Origin of the sequence: Streptomyces sp. NPDC093586 (genome assembly GCF_044764905.1) — a bacterium.
In the GTDB taxonomy this organism is placed as follows: domain Bacteria; phylum Actinomycetota; class Actinomycetes; order Streptomycetales; family Streptomycetaceae; genus Streptomyces.
In genome coordinates this window covers 221,158-238,673 of sequence record NZ_JBIWJA010000002.1, presented here as the reverse complement: position 1 = coordinate 238,673, position 17,516 = coordinate 221,158, and the positions used below count along the sequence as shown (strand labels likewise).

Sequence of the window (17,516 nt, the reverse complement as noted above, 5' to 3'; positions counted from 1 at the left end):
CAATAACAACAACAACGGCGGAGGCGCGAACAACAACAACAATAACAACAACAACGGCGGAGGCGCGAACAACAACAACAATAACAACAACAACGGCGGAGGCGCGAACAACAACAACAATAACAACAACAACGGCTGAACTTGAGGGTCCGGCAGTCGGGTGTCCAAATATCCCTGGCCGCCGGACTGTCACGTTCGCGCCTTACGGTGTTCCGTCTGCCCGCGGCTCTCAGGGTGATGAGAATGCGGAAAGCGACCTTGCGTAGAAGTAGTCTTGTGATAGCGGCGACCTGTTGTGCGGCGCTGGGTACGTGTGGGGCCGTGGTGGGTGAAGTAATCGCCCCAGCTGTAAAGTCGACGACTCAGTGCTATGCGACGCGGAGCAACCCGAGTGATGTCGTGTGCTATCGGAATTCTTGGAAGGCCGAGTACAGGCATGGTGAAGTAATCTATGTGCCTATTCTTATTCAGGTGCCTTCGCGTTCACTGCCCGTGGTTTTCGTTGGCAGCCTGGATGATATTCGCCCGAGCAATGCGGGCATGCCTTGATCCTTCGTAAGGCCGAGGCGGGCGGCAAACGTCTTGATCTGGCAGTTTTCGGTGCGTCGGCCATGTCGGAGTGCCGGCGCCGCACTGACAATCAGCGCACCGCTTGGCTTGCCGAGTTGTTGGGACGCGGAGGCCTGCAGCACCTGCTCTCCATAGCCGCCGTCACTCTGGCGGCTATGGAGAGCAGGTGCTGCAGGCCGTGCGGGGTGGCGTGACCGGTGTACTCGGCAAGTTTTCGGCTGTTTTTCGGCCTACCGGGCCGAGCAGTCCGCGGATTTCGTCCCGCATCCGCCGTCGGACCTCCACTCGTCGGTCCTCCACTCGGCAGAACCGGGCTCCGGCCCGTAGGAAGAGTTCTCCGAGTTTCAGGTGCCCGGCGTTCATCGGAACATCGTGGATCACGGCAGCGGGCAGCTCGTCGCCCTGGCATTGCATGCGGCGTGGACTTTCGTTGGTGGGAGGGCCGACTCAATACCGTCTCATGGTTGCCGCGCCCCGCCACACTCCCCACCGCCAGGCCGTTGGCCAACAAATACGCAGAAGACCTGGTGGAGTGCTAGGTATCACAGCCACCGTCCCCCCAGACCTCGTCGCAGCCGCGGCTCGACTGGGGGGAATACGAGGAGACGTGAGCCGGTGCTGTTGTTGAAGCTATTTCCGCCGCGCTGAACGCGGCACCGCAGCCCATGAGAACGCCGAGTACTGAAACCGCGAAGAGATGTTTGGTCCGCTGTGTACTCGAACGGGCCGAAGGGGGCCACCACATGGACCCATTGTCGGCCACCACAAGGACCGAGTCCAGGCGAACCGGCAATGGGGATCGAGGTCAGCGTCCACCGAATGCCTTGTCCGTGGGCACAACCTCCTGTCCCAGCGGCATGAGCGAGATGGGGATGAGCTTCAGGTTCGCCCAGCCGAAGGGAATCCCGATGATCGACAGGAACAGAGGGATACTCGTGATCAGGTGGGCCAGTGCAAGCCACCAGCCTGCGAAGACGACCCAGATGACGTTGCCGACGCACGACGGCGCCCCGGCGCCCGGCCGCTCCACAGTGGTACGACCGAACGGCCAGAGGATGAACCCGGCGATGCGCAGCGAAGCGGTACCGAACGGGATGGTGACGATCAGGGCGAAGCAGACCAGGGCGGCGATCAGGTAACCGATCGCCATCCAGAGCCCGCAGAAGACGAGCCACAGGACGTTGAGCAGCAGGTTGAACACCTTCACGACCGGCACCTCTCCAGGCAGCTCAGTCGGCGTGCCTGCTACCGCCAGTATCAGCGGATCACATGCTCAGAAGGAACTGGAGCGCCTGGAGGAAGAGGCGCGCTGCTCCGGCCGTTCCTCGGGTGGCGGCGAGGTCGCGCATGCCGGTTCCTGAAGCCGGTGGGGTGCACGTCGGCGTACGGTCACCCCGTGAACCGCCCCGCCCACCACCGCCGTACGCCGTAGGCCGCCGTCCCCACCGCGAGCACGCTCGCGCCCACTGCCACCGAGCCCGCAGGCAGCGCGAACGCCAACGTGGCGCAGCCCAGGAGGCCCACGGCGGGCACCACGCGGGAGCGCGGGGCCGCGCTCAGCGTCCACGCCGACGCGTTGGCCACCGCGTAGTACACCAGCACGCCGAAGGAGGAGAACCCGATCGCGCCCCGCACGTCCACCGTGGCGGCCAGGGCCGCGACCACCGCGCCCACGGCCAGCTCGGCCCGGTGCGGCACCCGGTACCGCGGATGCACCGCGGCCAGCACTCCGGGCAGGTGACGGTCCCGGGCCATGGCCAGGGTCGTCCGCGACACCCCCAGGATCAGCGCGAGCAGCGAGCCCAGCGCGGCGACGGCGGCACCCGCCCGCACGACCGGCGCCAGTTCCGGCACGCCGGCCACCCGGACAGCGTCGGCCAGCGGCGCCGTCGCCTGCCCCAGGCCCACCGGACCCAGCACGGAAAGGACAGCCGCAGCGACACCCCCGTACGCGGCCAGCGCGATGCCCAGAGCCAGCGGGATCGCGCGGGGAACGGTGCGCGCCGGGTCCCGTACCTCCTCGCCGAGGGTCGCGATCCGCGCGTACCCCGCGAAGGCGAAGAACAGCAGCCCGGCCGCCCGCAGCACTCCGCCGGTACCGCCCGACAGGCCGACGTCCAGCCGCCCGGCGTCGGACCGCCCCGACCCCAGACACACCACCACCACGGAAGCGAGTACGGCCAGGACCACCGCCACGATCACCCGTGTCACCCAGGCCGACTTCCGTACACCGCAGTAGTTCACCGCGGTCAACGCCACCACGGCCGCGACCGCCACCGCGTGCGCCTGCCCGGGCCGGACGTACGCGCCCACGGTGAGCGCCATGGCGGCACAGGACGCCGTCTTGCCGACGACGAACGACCACCCGGCGAGGTATCCCCAGAATTCCCCGAGCCGCTCACGTCCGTAGACGTACGTGCCGCCCGAGGCCGGATACCGGACGGCCAGCCGTGCCGACGACACGGCGTTGCAGTAGGCCACCGCGGCGGCCACGGCGAGGGCGACCAGCAGCCCCGACCCGGCGGCGTGCGCCGCGGACGCCAGGGCGGCGAAGATCCCGGCACCGAGCATGGAACCGAGCCCCACGACCACCGCGTCGCCCACGCCCAGGGTGCGCCGCAGTTCCGGACCCGCAGGTGTCATGGGCCGCACCCTACTGACCGACGCAACCACCGGGAGCAGCCGGAACGTCCTCCTCACCAAGAAGACGTGAACACACGCGGAGGTACGAGCCCACAGCGCTCGGACAGCGCGGGCACAGCGAAGAAGGGCAGGAGCACGGCATGACCGTCATCGGCTGGATCGTCCTGGGACTGTTGGCCGGAGCCATAGCCAAGTTCCTGCTGCCGGGCCGCGACCCGGGCGGCTTCATCGGCACCACCGTCATCGGCATCGCGGGCGCGTTCATCGGCGGCTGGATATCGGCCCGCTGGCTGGACCACCCGATCAGCAAGGACTTCTACGACGGCGCCACCTGGGCGTCGGCGATCGGCGGCTCGCTGGTCCTCCTGATCGCCTACCGCATCCTGTTCGGCAACTCGCGCGACTGAGCGTGCCCGGACCGGACGGGCAGCGAAAAGGGTGGGCACCCGAGGGCGCCCACCCTTCGTCGTACGCGGCCGGGTCAGTGGAACACCGGTGGCGTCCGGCAGGTCACCGGTAGTTCACGAACTGCAGCGCGAAGTCGAAGTCCTTGCCCTTGAGCAGCGAGATCACGGTCTGCAGGTCGTCACGGCTCTTGGAGCTGACCCGCAGCTCGTCACCCTGCACCTGGGCCTTCACGCCCTTGGGGCCCTCGTCGCGGATGATCTTCGCCACCTTCTTCGCGTTCTCCTGAGAGATGCCCTCCTCGATCGACGCGAAGATCTTGTACTCCTTGCCGGAGAGCTGGGGCTCGCCCGCGTCCAGGGCCTTCAGCGAGATGCCGCGCTTGACCAGCTTGGACTGGAAGACGTCGAGGACGGCGTTCACCCGGTCCTCGGAGTTGGCCTCCATGAGGATCTTGTCCCCGGACCATGAGATCGAGGCGCCCACGCCCTTGAAGTCGTAACGCTGGGAGATCTCCTTGGCGGCCTGGTTGAGGGCGTTGTCGACCTCCTGCCGCTCGACCTTCGAGACGATGTCGAAACTGGAGTCGGCCATGTCCTGTGGCTCCTTGTATCTGGGTGCGTGTCGGGCCGCGTGTCGGGTCCGTACCGGCATGCAGGGGCGGCCGCCGAGCCCGGCAGGGGTCCTCGGCCGCATCCGGACAAGCCTAGCCACCCCCCGCCCTCGAGGTGGAGATCAATCGGGTGGCGAAGCACCCCTCCGCATCGGGTATTGTTTACGTCGTTGCCACGGAGCACCGCCGAAAGGCGGTTCGAAGAGGCAGCGAAACCCGGCGGTGTGCCCGAGCGGCCAAAGGGAGCAGACTGTAAATCTGCCGGCTCAGCCTTCCCAGGTTCGAATCCTGGCGCCGCCACACGACCGAAAGGGTCTGTGACCAGCAGTAATGCTGATCGCAGACCCTTTCGGCGTTCCCGGGGCCGTGCCCGAGGAGGCGTGACGTTGCGGCCGACCGGAGGCGGAACGCGGTCGACCGGCCGGGCAGGCGTGCATCCGCGGGGTCCATGACCGCCCGGCCGTCTCATCGGCCTCCGGGCTCGCGCGCCCTACGCTGGGGCCATGTCGTCGCGTCGCAGGACCTGCCCCGAGTGTCGTCGGGAGATCGCCGTCGTCGCCGGGCGCTTCGCGCGGCATGATCCGCCCGGGGCGCGGGCCGCCGGGGCGCTCGTGTCCTGTCCCGGCTCCCGGCGGTTCGCCGAGGCGGACGCCGCCCAGCCCACGCTGGACGGTTACGTCGTCCCGGAGTTCCCCGGGCAGCTTCCCCTGTTCTGAGCGGGCGTCAGTTCCCGGCCACCGACTTCACCGCGACCGACACCGGTGTCGAGCCGCTGATCAGCTCAAGAGTCAGGCCCGCCGTCGCCGAGGTGTCGACGAGTTCCGCCAGTACGGCCGCCACGTCGTCCCGCGGAACCGGGCCGCGGCCGGTGTGCGCCTCCAGGCGCACGAGGCCGGTGCCGGCGTCGTCCGTCAGCATGCCGGGCCGCAGGATCGTCCAGTCCAGCGCGTCCTGCGCCCGCACGTACGCGTCGGCCTCGCCCTTGGCGCGCAGGTACGCGTCGAAGATCTCGTCCCCGGCGTGCTCCGGGTCGGCGCCCATGGACGACACGATCACGAAGCGCCGTACGCCCGCCCGGACGGCGGCGTCCGCGAAGAGGACCGCCGCCGCCTTGTCCACCGTCTCCTTGCGGGCCGCCCCGCTGCCCGGGCCCGCGCCCGCCGCGAACACCGCCGCGTCCGCGCCGCGCAGCCGCTCCGTGACCTCGTCGACCGGGGCCGACTCGAGGTCCAGCACGACCGGTTCGGCGCCGGCCGCACGCAGATCATCGGCCTGCTCGGCCTTGCGGATGATGCCCGCCACCTCGTCACCGCGCGCGGCGAGCAACCGCTCCAGCCGTAGCGCGATCTGACCATGACCACCAGCGATGACAATGCGCATGCCTTCGACCGTACGCCCCGACGGCCGCCGACGCCGCACGACTTCGGCCGCGTCTCGGACGCCCCCACGGGTCTCACGCCGGCGCACACCCGGCGCACACCCGGCGCCCGCCCGGAGGGGCCCGCGCGGTGCCCTCCGCGGGAAACCCCCGCCCTCAGCCCGGCCCCCACCCCGTCCCCTCGCACCGGCCCTCTCAAGCCGTCCCCCACCCCTCAGGCCGCCACCCGCGTCCCTGTCGCGGCAACCCCGGATCCGCCGAGGCCGTCGTGTCGCCGTACTCCCGTACCGCGCTCGTGCGGGCCACCACCCGCCCCCGGTGCACCACGATCCGGCCGTAGGCCAGCGACAGCGCGCCCGCGAGCCGGTCCCCGCGCACCGCGAGGAGTTCGGCCGGGAAGCCCGCATCCACCCGCACCTCGGGCAGGCCCAGCGTGGCCCGTGCCGCGCCGCTCACCGCGTCGTACGCCTCCTCGGGCCGCAGCCCGTGGCGTGAGGCCAGCAGGTACGCCGCCTCCAGCGGGTCGCCGCGCCCGACCGGGTTGGACACGTCCCGCAGCGCCCCGCTCCCGGCGGTGACCCGTACCCCCGCGGCCCGCAGCAGCCGTACCGGAGCGGTGCCTTCGCGGTGGGCGGCGCCCCCGGCACCGCCCTGGGCGCAGGGCCCCTGCGGCAGGCACAGCACGGCGACCCCGGCCGCCGCCAGCTGGTCCGCGGCCCGGGAGGCCACGTCGGCGGGCAGGCGGCCCAGGCCGTCGCAGGGCCCGACGGTCACCCCGGGGCGCAGCCCGCCCGCCATGGCCGCGAGCCGGGCCAGCCGCGCCGGGTCGGCGGCGTCCGTGTGCAGGTCGACGGGGCAGCCGTGCTCGGCGGCGACCTCCAGGACCGCCTCCACGTACCCCGCCGGATCGGGGTCCAGGTCCGGGCACCCGCCCACCACGTCCGCGCCCATCTTGACCGCGTCCCGCAGCATCGCCAGCCCGTCGGCCCCGGCCACCCCGGTCAGCACCCTCGGCATGGCCACCGCCGTCAGCTCGGCCAGCCCCCGCAGCGCGCGCCGCGCCCGCAGTACGGCGACCAGGGCGCCCAGCCCCGGGACGTCACCCACCCGCACATGGGCCCGCAGCGCGGTCGCCCCGTGCCCCAGCTGGAGCAGAGCGGCCTCCGTGACCCGGCGCTGGACGTCCTCGGGCTCGTGGGAGACCGGGCCGGGGACGTCGGCCGTGAGGGCCGTGTCGCCGTGGGCGTGGGGTTCGGCGGGGGCGGGCAGGAGCAGGTACCCGGTGAGGTCGACCCGCGTGCCGGGCCCGGACGGGCGGGCCACCGACAGGCTGCCGGCCGTGCCGACCGCCTCGATGCGTCCGCCGTGCAGCCGTACGTCCACGGTCCGGCCGTCGATGAGCCGTGCCCCCGACAGCAGCAGTGAGCCGTGGCCGGCCGGGCCCGAGGGGAAGGGCGAGTGGGGCGGCTGCGGCTGGCTGTCGGGCATCGCACTCCTCTGGGCTCGGGACTGCGCAGGGGGGAACGCAAGATCACGCAGAGTGCGGTCGAGCCTAGGACGGTGATCCGCCCATGGCGCGGAGGAGCGCAAAAGTCGTACCGGTGCGGTCCGGCCTGCGGGGCAGCGCACGCGGCCACCGCAGCCGGCTGTCCGCCGGCCGGGCAGAAGGGTGCCCCCGGGCCCGGCGGAGGCCGGCCCATGGGCCGGGCGGGACGGTGCGCGTGCGGCGTCCGGGGGGCCGGGGACGGGACGGGGCACGGTCGGCGAAACGGATTTGGGCGAACGGCGGGCGACCGTGTAATGTCTTCATCGCTCGCCCCAATAGCTCAGTCGGCAGAGCGTCTCCATGGTAAGGAGAAGGTCAACGGTTCGATTCCGTTTTGGGGCTCTGGTGTGAGAGGTTCCCGCCGCGAGGCGGGACCCGATCGCATCACAGCGGTGTAGCTCAGTCGGTAGAGCAAGCGGCTCATAATCGCTGTGTCACCGGTTCAAGTCCGGTCACCGCTACTCTCAGTAGCCGATTGCGGGGTCGGTCCTTCAATCGGCTACTCTTTCCTGCGTTACTATCATCAATCCGTTCGTCAAGGAGCACTCACGTGGCTGCCACCGACGTCCGCCCGAAGATCACGCTGGCCTGCGTGGAGTGCAAGGAGCGGAACTACATCACCAAGAAGAACCGGCGTAACAACCCGGACCGACTGGAGATGAAGAAGCACTGCCCGCGTTGCAACGCGCACACCGCGCACCGCGAAACGCGATAAATCAGGCTCGTACGCGAGGCCGTCCCCGTAGTTTGGGGACGGCCTCGCGTCGTTGTGTCCGGCGGTGGCCGCAGGGACGGCCGCAGTGAGAGACAGCCGCAGTAGTCGAAGACAGCAGCAGGAGGTTGCGGGCCATGGCGCTCGACCAGTCGTTCGCGGGGCGGACCTATCCGCCCACCGCCCCCTACGAGGTGGGCCGGGAGAAGATCCGCGAGTTCGCGGAGGCGGTGGGAGACGCCAATCCGGCGTACACGGACGTGGAGGCGGCGAAGGCGCTCGGCTATCCGGACGTGATCGCTCCGCCGACCTTCGTGTTCTCGATCACGTTCAAGGCGGCGGGACAGGTCATAGAGGACCCGCAGCTCGGTCTGGACTACAACCGGGTGGTGCACGGCGACCAGAAGTTCGCCTACGTCCGCCCGGTGCGGGCCGGCGACCGGCTCACGGTCACCTCCACCATCGAGGCGATCAGATCGATGGCCGGCAACGACATACTGGACGTCCGCGGCGAGGTCCACGACGAGGCCGGCGAGCACGTCGTGACCGCCTGGACCAAGCTCGTGGCCCGTGCGGCCGAGGAGGCGTGAGCACCCCATGACGCAGCCCCACACGCATCCCGCGACGGCGAAGGTCGCGTACGGCGACGTCGAGGTCGGCACCGAGCTGCCCGCGCAGAGCTTCCCCGTGAACCGCGCCACACTCGTGCGCTACGCCGGCGCCTCCGGCGACTTCAACCCGATCCACTGGAACGAGAAGTTCGCCAAGGAGGTCGGACTGCCGGACGTCATCGCGCACGGCATGTTCACCATGGCCGAGGCGATCCGCGTCGTGACCGACTGGGCGGGCGACCCCGGCGCGGTCGTCGAGTACGGCGTCCGCTTCACCCGGCCCGTCGTCGTCCCGAACGACGACCAGGGCGCCGTGATCGAGGTCAGCGGCAAGGTCGCGGCCAAGCTCGACGACAACACCGTCCGCGTCGACCTCACGGCCACCAGTGGCGGCCAGAAGGTCCTCGGCATGTCCCGCGCGGTCGTACGGCTCGCCTGAACCGGTTCCCTGTCCGGGAGGGGCGCCCACCGCGGGGCGCCCCTCACACCACGCCCGGCCGCCCGTGCCCGCCGAACGGCGCGGAACGGCGTACGGCGTCCGGGACGCCGTCAACGGGCTCGCCGTGGCCTCCGGACCGCTGGTCGGCGGCGGCCTCACCGAACACGTCTCATGACAGTGGATCTTCTGGCCGAACGTCCCCTGGGGCCGGCCCTGCCGCCGCTCGCCCGCCTTCGCCTCGTCGAGTCGCACGGCACCGGCGCGCCGCTCGACCTCCCCGGCACGCTGAACGCCGGCGGCGGACTCTTCGGCGTCGGCTACGGCCTGGTCCGCGGCCCGGTGGACGGCCGGACCGGCACCGTGGTGCCGACCGCCCTGCTCGGCGGCGCCGCGCTGCTGGCCGGCTTCGTCCTCCACGGCACCCGCGCCAAGAACCCGGTGCTCCCGATGCCGCTGTTCCGCTCCCGGGCCTTCTCCGGCATCAACGCGGCGAGCCTGCTGATGTTCCTGGGGCTGTTCGGCTCGATCTTCCTGCCCAGCCGGTACGCGCAGGGCGTGCTCGGCTACTCGCCCACCGAGGCGGGCCTGCGCATGCCGCCCCGGACCGGCATGCCCATGCTCGGCGCGCCGGTCGCCGGCATCCTCTCGGACCGGAGCGGCGGGCGCCCGGTCGTCGCCACCGGACTCTTCCTCCAGGCGACCGGCCTCGGCTACCTGGCCTCCGAGATCACGTCCGACGCCTCCTACGCGATCCAGCTGCCGGGCCTGATCGTCAGCGGGATCGGCATGGCCCTCTGCCTCGCCCCGTCTCCGCCCTGGTGATGTCCAGCGTCACCCCCAAGGAACAGGGCATCGCCTTCGGCGCCGACAACGCCCTGCGGGAGGCGGGCGGCGCGCTCGGTATCGCGGTCATGTCCTCGGTCTTCGCGGCGCGGGGCGGTTACGGGTCCGCGCAGTCCTTCGTCGACGGGCTGCGGCCCGCGGTCGCGGTGGGCGCCGCGGTGGTGGCCCTCGGCGGTGTCGCGGCCCTACTGGTCCCGGCCCGCCGCCGGAACGGCCGGGCACTCACGGACGGGTCCGCGCCCGCGTCCGCACCCGCCGAGAAGGCGCTCGTCGCGACGGAGGAACCGGCCTCGCGCTGACCGGCCGTACGCCGGGATCCGTTCCCGGCGCATCGGTGGCAAGCGTTCCGGCCGACCGGCCGGGACGCTTGCCACCGCCCCGAGCCGTCGGTGCCGTCTCGTAGTCTTGGGCCCGTGCAGGAAATCCACGACGCCCCCCTCGCCCCGCTGACCACCTTCCGGCTGGGCGGCCCCGCGAGCCGGCTGATCACGGCCACCACCGACGCCGAGGTGATCGCCGCCGTCCGCGAGGCCGACGACACCGGCACCCCCCTGCTGCTCATCGGCGGCGGCTCCAACCTGGTCATCGGCGACAAGGGCTTCGACGGCACCGCCCTGCACATCGCCACGCGCGGCCTCTTCCTCGACGGCACGACGCTGGAGCTCGCGGCCGGCGAGGTGTGGAGCGACGCCGTCGCCCGCACCGTCGAGGCCGGACTCGCCGGCATCGAGTGCCTGGCCGGCATCCCCGGCTCGGCGGGCGCCACCCCCATCCAGAACGTGGGGGCGTACGGCCAGGAGGTCTCCGCCACGATCACCGAAGTGATCGCGTACGACCGCAGGAACCGCGAGACGGTCACCCTCGCCAACGCCGACTGCGCCTTCGCCTACCGCCACAGCCGCTTCAAGGCCGAATCCGAGCGGTACGTCGTCCTGCGCGTCCGCTTCGCGCTGGAGGACGCCGACGGGCTCTCCGCCCCCCTGCGCTACGCCGAGACGGCCCGCGCCCTCGGCGTCGAACCCGGTGGCCGGGTGCCGCTGGCCGCCGCCCGCGAGACCGTGCTGAAACTGCGTGCGGGCAAGGGCATGGTCCTGGACCCCGAGGACCACGACACCTGGTCGGCCGGGTCGTTCTTCACCAACCCGATCCTCACGGACGAGGAGTTCGCGGCCTTCCGCGCGCGCGTGGACGAGCGGCTCGGGGCCGGTGCCGAACCGCCCGCCTTCCCGGCGGGGGAGGGGCGCGTCAAGACCTCCGCGGCCTGGCTGATCGACAAGGCCGGTTTCACCAAGGGCTACGGCAGCGGTCCCGCCCGCATCTCCACCAAGCACACCCTCGCGCTCACCAACCGGGGTGAGGCGACCACGGAGGATCTGCTGGCTCTGGCGCGTGAGGTCGTCGCCGGTGTCCATGAGGCGTTCGGGATCACGCTGGTCAACGAGCCGGTGACGGTGGGCGTCAGCCTGTAGCCAGGCCAGGCCAGGCCGGGCCAGGCCGGCCCCGGCACGGGGTTGGGGCCGTGTCGTCTCAGTAGGCCACGCCCACCCCCTGTTTCACCGCCCCCGCGTCCTCCGTCAGGGCCAGCATCGCGTGGGCCACGTCGGCCCGGCCGATGAAGCGGCCCTTGGCGGGGAAGCCGCCCACGACGGTCCGGTACCGGCCGGTGACCGGCTTGTTCTGCAGACGCGGCGGACGTACGACCGTCCAGTCCGTGGTGCTGCGGGCCAGCTCGGCCTCCATCTCCCGCAGATCGGCGTAGACGTCCTTGAGGATCGCCGAGACGGCGCCGCGCACCCCGCGGTCCAGCAGCCCCGCGCCCTCGGGCTCCGGCCCGACCGGAGCGGCGCTCACCACCAGCAGCCGGCGTACGCCCTCCGCCTCCATCGCGTCGAGCACCGTGCGCGTCAACCGGGTGGCGACCCCCGCGTCCTTCCGGCTGCGCGCGCCGAGCCCGGACAGCACGGCGTCCCGGCCGGCCACCGCGGGCCGCACCGCCGCCGGATCGCCCAGGTCGGCACGGAACACCTCCAGGCCCTCGCCGGTGACCGGCAGCCGCGCGGGGTCCCGGACGACCGCCGTGACCCGGTGTCCCGCCTCCAGCGCCTGCCGGACCACCTCCTGTCCGATCCCGCCCGTGGCTCCGAAAACCGTCAGTCTCATGACGTACCCGCTCTCCCCGAGGGTGGGTGAGTATTTACTCACCTCGGCTTCCTCTAGGGTGAGTAAGCACTCACCCCGCCGTCAAGTCCCGTTGGAGCACCCATGCCGCCCGGCACGCCGACCCGCGAGCGCATCCTGGACGCCGCGCAGCGGCTGATGCTCACCATCGGCCTCGCCCGCGCCACCACCAAGGAGATCGCCAAGGCGGCCGGCTGTTCCGAGGCCGCGCTCTACAAGCACTTCTCCGGCAAGGAGGAGCTCTTCATCCGGGTCCTCACCGAGCGGCTGCCCCGGCTCACCCCGCTGCTGGACTCCCTCGCCGCCGAGCCCGGCCGCGGCACCCTCCGGGAGAACCTCACCGAGATCGCCCGCCAGGCCGCCCTGTTCTACGAGCAGAGCTTCCCGATCGCCGCCTCCCTGTACGCCGAGACGCAGCTCAAGCGACGGCACGACGACGCGATGCGGCAGCTGGGAACCGGGCCGCACATGCCGATCCAGGGCCTCGACGCCTACCTCCGCGCCGAACGGGACGCCGGCCGGGTCCGCGCCGACGCCGACACCTTCGCCGCCGCCTCGCTCCTCCTGGGCGCCTGCGCACAGCGCGCCTTCGCCTACGACGCCGCCCCGGACGGCGGCAGGCCTCCCGCGGACGAGTTCGCGCGCCGGCTCGTGGCCACGCTGCTGGACGGAATCTCCGTTGCCGACGGGCCCCGCTGACCGGCACGCTCGGACCATGAGGCGTTCTCCATGCGGCTGAGACTCACCGAGTTCCGCCCCCGCACCGGCCCGCACACCCACCGTGTCGTCCAACCGCGCACCCCCCTGCGCCACACCTCGCTCCGTGACCCGGAGAGCGACTACGGCATGCTCATGGGCGACCACGACGGCCTGAACCGGCTCGCCGGACTGTTCTCCTTCGCCTCCTGCTCACGCCGCACGATCGTGCACGTCCCCCTGCGCGACGGCGTACCGCCCGACGAGGGGCAGGGCGAGCTGGTCGACCTGGTGCTGACGCACCCGGAGGCGGGCCTGCGCCCCACCAAGTGGCCCGAGCTGCGCCGCCGGCTGGGATCCGGCGCACCGCTCACCGTCCGGACCGACGAGGCGCGCACGGCCCGCGACGCCCGAGCCCGGCCCGACCGGCCCCACGCCCGCGAGGCGCTGCGGCACACCACGCACGCGCGTACGTACTTCCTCATCGGCGGGCGGAGCGCCTTCGCCTCCGCGGCGACCGCCCTCGCCGAGGCGGCCGGCCGGGGGCCGCGGCAGAAGGGCGTCACCAAGGGGCACGCGGCGTTCGTCACCTGCCTGCACGGCGAACTGGCCCCGGACCCCGACTCGTGGCGGCACCCGGAGATCGTGATCGCCTTCAAGCCGTATCCGCCGTACGCCCACTTCAGGCGGCCGGGGCGCTGAGCCAGGCGTCGATGCCCGCCAGCAGCCCGTCCTTCACGTCCTCGGGCGCCGCCGAGCCCCGCACCGACTGCCGGGCCAGTTCCGCGAGCTCGGCGTCCGTGAAGCCGTGGTGCTCCCGCGCGATCTCGTACTGCGCCGCCAGCCGCGAGCCGAACAGCAGCGGGTCGTCCGCGCCGAGCGCCATCGGCACCCCCGCCTCGAACAGGGTCCGCAACGGCACGTCCTCGGGCTTCTCGTACACGCCGAGGGCCACGTTCGACGCCGGACACACCTCGCAGGTCACCTGCCGGTCCGCGAGCCGCTTCAGCAGCCGCGGATCCTCCGCCGCCCGCACGCCGTGCCCGATCCGGTCCGCCTCCAGGTCGTCCAGGCAGTCCCGCACCGACGCCGGTCCGGTCAGCTCGCCGCCGTGCGGCGCCGACAGCAGTCCGCCCTCGCGAGCGATGGCGAACGCCCGGTCGAAGTCCCGGGCCATGCCGCGCCGCTCGTCGTTCGACAGCCCGAAGCCGACCACGCCCCGGTCCGCGTACCGCACGGCCAGCCGGGCCAGCGTGCGCGCGTCCAGCGGATGCCTCATCCGGTTCGCGGCCACCAGCACCCGCATCCCGATCCCGGTGTCCCGCACGGTCGTCTCCACCGCGTCCAGGATGATCTCCAGCGCCGGGATCAGCCCGCCCAGCCGCGGCGCGTACGACGTCGGGTCCACCTGGATCTCCAGCCAGCCCGAACCGTCCCGCAGATCCTCCTCCGCCGCCTCCCGGACCAGTCGCCGGATGTCGTCGGGCTCCTGCAGACACGACCGCGCCGCGTCGTACAGCCGCTGGAAGCGGAACCAGCCCCGCTCGTCCGTCGCCCGCAGCCTCGGCGACTCACCGGCGCCCAGCGCCTCGGTCAGGGACTCCGGCAGTCGCACACCGTGCTTGTCGGCCAGTTCCAACAGGGTGGCGGGCCGCATGGAACCGGTGAAGTGCAGATGCAGATGGGCCTTCGGCAGGGCAGAGAGATCACGTACACCCGGGGGGTTCGGGGGATTCCCCCCTGAAGAGCTCAGCATTCCGTGATCCTGCCGTACGACACGCCCGGCCCGACAGCACTTTCCCCGTACGTGGTCTTGCTCGCACAAACAAATGGCAGGGGCCACACCCCGACGTCGAGGTGTGGCCCCTGCTCGAAGGACGACCGTCAGTCCCTGGCCTCCGCCAGCAGCTTCTGGATCCGGCTCACGCCCTCGACGAGGTCCTCGTCACCGAGCGCGTACGACAGCCGCAGGTAGCCGGGCGTGCCGAAGGCCTCGCCGGGCACCACCGCGACCTCGGCCTCCTCCAGGATCAGCGCGGCCAGCTCCACGGTGTCCTGCGGACGCTTGCCGCGGATCTCCTTGCCGAGCAGCCCCTTCACCGACGGGTAGGCGTAGAACGCGCCCTCCGGCTCCGGGCACAGCACGCCGTCGATCTCGTTGAGCATCCGCACGATGGTCCGGCGGCGCCGGTCGAAGGCCTCCCGCATCTTCGCCACGGCGTCCAGGTCACCGGAGACCGCCGCCAGCGCCGCCGCCTGGGCGACGTTGGACACGTTGGACGTGGCGTGCGACTGGAGGTTCGTCGCGGCCTTGACGACGTCCTTCGGGCCGATGACCCACCCGACGCGCCAGCCGGTCATGGCGTACGTCTTGGCGACGCCGTTGACCACGATGCACTTGTCGCGCAGCTCGGGCAGGATCGCCGGCAGGGACACCGAGGCGGCGTCGCCGTAGACCAGGTGCTCGTAGATCTCGTCGGTCAGCACCCACAGGCCGTGCTCGACGGCCCAGCGGCCGATCGCCTCGGTCTCGGCCTCCGTGTACACGGCGCCGGTCGGGTTCGACGGCGACACGAACAGGACGACCTTGGTCTTCTCGGTGCGCGCGGCCTCCAGCTGCTCCACGCTCACCCGGTAGCCGGTCGTCTCGTCGGCGACGACCTCGACCGGGACACCGCCGGCCAGCCGGATCGACTCCGGGTACGTCGTCCAGTACGGCGCCGGGACGATGACCTCGTCGCCCGGGTCGAGGATCGCGGCGAACGCCTCGTAGATGGCCTGCTTGCCGCCGTTGGTGACCAGGATCTGCGACGGGTCGACCTCGTAGCCCGAGTCGCGCAGCGTCTTCGCGGCGATCGCGGCCTTCAGCTCGGGCAGTCCGCCGGCCGGCGTGTAGCGGTGGAACTTCGGGTTCTTGCAGGCCTCGATCGCGGCCTCGACGATGTAGTCCGGAGTCGGGAAGTCGGGTTCACCGGCGCCGAAGCCGATCACCGGTCGCCCGGCGGCCTTGAGGGCCTTGGCCTTGGCGTCCACGGCGAGGGTGGCGGACTCGGAGATCGCGCCGACTCGGGCGGAGACCCGGCGCTCGGTGGGAGGGGTTGCAGCGCTCATGAAGCCCATCGTTCCAGACCGGAAACCTCCCCGGCACACGGGTTTCACGGACTGAACAGGTCCGGGCAAAAGCCTGGACACCAGTCCGTATCCACCGCGCGGCCTGCGTGATCTTCGGCCGTCGACCGCCGGCGGAGCGCCCTGCGGGCCTTTTCTGTTCGACGCCCGGCCCGCGAGCACGTACACTCTCACCTCGTTGGGCTTCAGCGGCCCGCACACACTCGGTGCCCACCAGGCATCCGGGCGGATGCGGTACGTTGGGGACACACAAAGGGTCGTAGCTCAATTGGTAGAGCACTGGTCTCCAAAACCAGCGGTTGGGGGTTCAAGTCCCTCCGGCCCTGCTACACACACCTTCGCCAGGATGTGTGCGCATGTACGTACAGCAATGCAACGCCGTGCGGCTCAGACCGGGCGCGGCACGGCCACGACCCGGAATCAGGTGAGGACGAGTGACGGACGCCGTGGGCTCCATCGACATGCCTGATGCCCAGGACGAGGCGCCGGACTCCAGCAAGAAGCCCCGCAAGGGCGGCAAGCGGGCCAAGAAGGGCCCGCTGAAGCGTCTTGCGCTCTTCTACCGCCAGATCGTCGCGGAACTGCGCAAGGTCGTCTGGCCCACCCGCAACCAGCTGTCGACGTACACCGCCGTCGTGATCATCTTCGTGGTCGTCATGATCGGCCTGGTGACTCTGATTGACTATGGCTTCAGCCACGCCGCCAAGTACGTCTTCGGCTGAGCCGAGAGCGAAGGGCGCCGAGGTACCCGGCGCCCCTTTCGCGTGTTCCACCCCTATGTATCCAGGAAGAAGCAGCCACCGTGTCTGACCCGAACGTGAACGACGCCGTTGAGCCTCGCGGGGAGGCTGTCGAGTCCGTCGAGGACGAGCTCGGCATTGTCGAGGGCGCGGACAACGAGGACACCGAGACCTCCACCGAGGTCGAGGCTGCCGACTCCGCCGTCGTCGAGGACGAGGACGAGGCCGCGGAGGTCCAGGCCGAGGACGAGGCCGCGGAGGACGAGGACGAGTCCGCCGACGCGGAGGCCGAGGACGCGGAGACCGCGGAGCCCGAGCCCGAGCTCGACCCGGTCGAGAAGCTCCGCCAGGAGCTGCGCACCCTGCCCGGCGAGTGGTACGTGATCCACACCTACGCCGGTTACGAGAACCGCGTGAAGACCAACCTCGAGCAGCGCGCCGTCTCGCTCAACGTCGAGGACTACATCTTCCAGGCCGAGGTGCCGCAGGAAGAGGTCGTCCAGATCAAGAACGGCGACCGCAAGACGATCCGCCAGAATAAGCTGCCGGGTTACGTCCTGGTCCGCATGGACCTGACCAACGAGTCCTGGGGTGTCGTCCGCAACACCCCCGGCGTCACCGGCTTCGTGGGCAACGCCTACGACCCGTACCCGCTGACGCTGGACGAGATCGTCAAGATGCTCGCCCCCGAGGCCGAGGAGAAGGCCGCCCGCGAGGCCGCCGAGGCCGAGGGCAAGCCGGCTCCGCAGCGCAAGGTCGAGGTCCAGGTCCTGGACTTCGAGGTCGGCGACTCGGTCACCGTCACCGACGGCCCGTTCGCCACGCTGCAGGCCACGATCAACGAGATCAACGCCGACTCGAAGAAGGTCAAGGGCCTCGTCGAGATCTTCGGCCGCGAGACCCCGGTCGAGCTGAGCTTCGACCAGATCCAGAAGAACTAGCAGCTCTCTGGACGTACCGCTTCCGACCAGGTCAGGCGAACGCTCGCGCGTCGTCTGACCTGCTCGGTTTTT

Annotated in this window: 19 protein-coding genes, 4 tRNA genes and 1 pseudogene; 15 read left to right on the top strand and 9 right to left on the bottom strand. The window is 71.1% G+C overall.

Features of this window, described 5'->3' with window-relative positions; genetic code table 11:
• Window positions 1-467 precede the first annotated feature (467 nt).
• From ACIRFH_RS03320 to ACIRFH_RS03310, 3 genes are all read right to left on the bottom strand, one after another.
• A complete protein-coding gene (locus ACIRFH_RS03320) occupies window positions 468-692 on the bottom strand; it encodes a hypothetical protein (protein WP_403516836.1) in 225 nt (74 codons plus the stop codon).
• A 683-nt stretch (window positions 693-1,375) separates the two neighbouring features.
• On the bottom strand, window positions 1,376-1,777 hold the full coding sequence (locus ACIRFH_RS03315) for a YccF domain-containing protein (RefSeq protein WP_403516835.1): 402 nt from the start codon (window positions 1,775-1,777) through the stop codon (window positions 1,376-1,378).
• Window positions 1,778-1,959: 182 nt separating this feature from the next.
• On the bottom strand, window positions 1,960-3,213 hold the full coding sequence (locus ACIRFH_RS03310) for an APC family permease (RefSeq protein ID WP_403516834.1): 1,254 nt from the start codon (window positions 3,211-3,213) through the stop codon (window positions 1,960-1,962).
• Window positions 3,214-3,353: 140 nt separating this feature from the next.
• Here ACIRFH_RS03310 and ACIRFH_RS03305 point away from each other — a divergent pair, with 140 nt between their 5' ends.
• The gene (locus ACIRFH_RS03305) at window positions 3,354-3,620 is read left to right on the top strand and encodes a GlsB/YeaQ/YmgE family stress response membrane protein (RefSeq protein ID WP_403516833.1); all 267 of its coding nucleotides are present in this window, start codon (window positions 3,354-3,356) and stop codon (window positions 3,618-3,620) included.
• Between the two features lie 103 nt (window positions 3,621-3,723).
• Here ACIRFH_RS03305 and ACIRFH_RS03300 read toward each other — a convergent pair whose 3' ends face one another.
• A complete protein-coding gene (locus ACIRFH_RS03300; protein ID WP_403516832.1) occupies window positions 3,724-4,212 on the bottom strand; it encodes a YajQ family cyclic di-GMP-binding protein in 489 nt (162 codons plus the stop codon).
• Between the two features lie 237 nt (window positions 4,213-4,449).
• Between ACIRFH_RS03300 and ACIRFH_RS03295 the strand changes: the two genes are divergently transcribed.
• Both ACIRFH_RS03295 and ACIRFH_RS03290 read left to right on the top strand, forming a co-directional pair.
• Window positions 4,450-4,531: transfer RNA gene (locus tag ACIRFH_RS03295), tRNA-Tyr, on the top strand.
• Between the two features lie 203 nt (window positions 4,532-4,734).
• Window positions 4,735-4,947, top strand: coding sequence for a hypothetical protein (locus tag ACIRFH_RS03290; protein ID WP_403516831.1), 213 nt, complete (start codon window positions 4,735-4,737; stop codon window positions 4,945-4,947).
• Between the two features lie 7 nt (window positions 4,948-4,954).
• On the opposite strand, the gene ACIRFH_RS03285 is transcribed toward ACIRFH_RS03290, so the two are convergent.
• Together ACIRFH_RS03285 and ACIRFH_RS03280 are read right to left on the bottom strand one after the other, a co-directional pair.
• Entirely contained in the window at window positions 4,955-5,611 is a 657-nt protein-coding gene (locus tag ACIRFH_RS03285; RefSeq protein WP_403516830.1) for an NAD(P)H-binding protein, read from the bottom strand.
• A gap of 193 nt (window positions 5,612-5,804) precedes the next feature.
• Window positions 5,805-7,097, bottom strand: coding sequence for a hydrolase (locus ACIRFH_RS03280; RefSeq protein ID WP_403516829.1), 1,293 nt, complete (start codon window positions 7,095-7,097; stop codon window positions 5,805-5,807).
• 327 nt (window positions 7,098-7,424) lie between these two features.
• On the opposite strand from ACIRFH_RS03280, the gene ACIRFH_RS03275 reads away from it, so the two are divergent.
• The 7 genes and pseudogenes from ACIRFH_RS03275 to ACIRFH_RS03245 all read left to right on the top strand — a co-directional run bounded on the left by ACIRFH_RS03275 (window position 7,425) and on the right by ACIRFH_RS03245 (window position 11,229).
• Window positions 7,425-7,497 (top strand) — tRNA-Thr (locus ACIRFH_RS03275).
• A gap of 46 nt (window positions 7,498-7,543) precedes the next feature.
• Window positions 7,544-7,616 (top strand) — tRNA-Met (locus ACIRFH_RS03270).
• 89 nt (window positions 7,617-7,705) lie between these two features.
• Window positions 7,706-7,870, top strand: a complete 165-nt coding sequence (rpmG, locus tag ACIRFH_RS03265) for a 50S ribosomal protein L33 (protein ID WP_003948671.1) — start codon at window positions 7,706-7,708, stop codon at window positions 7,868-7,870.
• A 134-nt stretch (window positions 7,871-8,004) separates the two neighbouring features.
• On the top strand, window positions 8,005-8,457 hold the full coding sequence (locus ACIRFH_RS03260; RefSeq protein WP_403516828.1) for a MaoC family dehydratase N-terminal domain-containing protein: 453 nt from the start codon (window positions 8,005-8,007) through the stop codon (window positions 8,455-8,457).
• 7 nt (window positions 8,458-8,464) lie between these two features.
• On the top strand, window positions 8,465-8,917 hold the full coding sequence (locus ACIRFH_RS03255) for a MaoC family dehydratase (RefSeq protein ID WP_403516827.1): 453 nt from the start codon (window positions 8,465-8,467) through the stop codon (window positions 8,915-8,917).
• Window positions 8,918-8,981: 64 nt separating this feature from the next.
• A pseudogene (locus tag ACIRFH_RS03250) lies at window positions 8,982-10,059 on the top strand (MFS transporter); the annotation flags it as partial.
• A gap of 114 nt (window positions 10,060-10,173) precedes the next feature.
• Window positions 10,174-11,229, top strand: a complete 1,056-nt coding sequence (locus tag ACIRFH_RS03245; protein WP_403516826.1) for a UDP-N-acetylmuramate dehydrogenase — start codon at window positions 10,174-10,176, stop codon at window positions 11,227-11,229.
• Window positions 11,230-11,287: 58 nt separating this feature from the next.
• Here ACIRFH_RS03245 and ACIRFH_RS03240 read toward each other — a convergent pair whose 3' ends face one another.
• Window positions 11,288-11,920 (bottom strand): NAD(P)-dependent oxidoreductase, encoded by a 633-nt coding sequence (locus tag ACIRFH_RS03240; protein ID WP_403516825.1) that lies wholly within the window; start codon window positions 11,918-11,920, stop codon window positions 11,288-11,290.
• Between the two features lie 102 nt (window positions 11,921-12,022).
• Between ACIRFH_RS03240 and ACIRFH_RS03235 the strand changes: the two genes are divergently transcribed.
• Window positions 12,023-12,637: a TetR/AcrR family transcriptional regulator gene (locus tag ACIRFH_RS03235; RefSeq protein ID WP_403516824.1), complete on the top strand. Its 615-nt coding sequence runs from the start codon at window positions 12,023-12,025 to the stop codon at window positions 12,635-12,637.
• A 30-nt stretch (window positions 12,638-12,667) separates the two neighbouring features.
• Window positions 12,668-13,336: a hypothetical protein gene (locus ACIRFH_RS03230; RefSeq protein WP_403516823.1), complete on the top strand. Its 669-nt coding sequence runs from the start codon at window positions 12,668-12,670 to the stop codon at window positions 13,334-13,336.
• Here the strand turns inward: ACIRFH_RS03230 and ACIRFH_RS03225 are convergent.
• Both ACIRFH_RS03225 and ACIRFH_RS03220 read right to left on the bottom strand, forming a co-directional pair.
• Window positions 13,317-14,390 carry an adenosine deaminase gene (locus tag ACIRFH_RS03225; protein ID WP_403516822.1) on the bottom strand — a complete coding sequence of 358 codons (1,074 nt, stop codon included), beginning with the start codon at window positions 14,388-14,390 and terminating at the stop codon, window positions 13,317-13,319. The two genes, ACIRFH_RS03230 and ACIRFH_RS03225, sit on opposite strands and share 20 nt — an antisense overlap.
• Window positions 14,391-14,518: 128 nt before the next feature.
• Window positions 14,519-15,745: a pyridoxal phosphate-dependent aminotransferase gene (locus ACIRFH_RS03220; protein ID WP_403516821.1), complete on the bottom strand. Its 1,227-nt coding sequence runs from the start codon at window positions 15,743-15,745 to the stop codon at window positions 14,519-14,521.
• A 271-nt stretch (window positions 15,746-16,016) separates the two neighbouring features.
• Between ACIRFH_RS03220 and ACIRFH_RS03215 the strand changes: the two genes are divergently transcribed.
• The 3 genes from ACIRFH_RS03215 to nusG all read left to right on the top strand — a co-directional run bounded on the left by ACIRFH_RS03215 (window position 16,017) and on the right by nusG (window position 17,444).
• A tRNA-Trp gene (locus ACIRFH_RS03215) sits at window positions 16,017-16,089 on the top strand.
• Window positions 16,090-16,197: 108 nt separating this feature from the next.
• Window positions 16,198-16,485: a preprotein translocase subunit SecE gene (gene secE / locus ACIRFH_RS03210; RefSeq protein ID WP_403516820.1), complete on the top strand. Its 288-nt coding sequence runs from the start codon at window positions 16,198-16,200 to the stop codon at window positions 16,483-16,485.
• An 80-nt stretch (window positions 16,486-16,565) separates the two neighbouring features.
• Window positions 16,566-17,444 carry a transcription termination/antitermination protein NusG gene (nusG, locus tag ACIRFH_RS03205; protein ID WP_403516819.1) on the top strand — a complete coding sequence of 293 codons (879 nt, stop codon included), beginning with the start codon at window positions 16,566-16,568 and terminating at the stop codon, window positions 17,442-17,444.
• Window positions 17,445-17,516 lie beyond the last annotated feature (72 nt).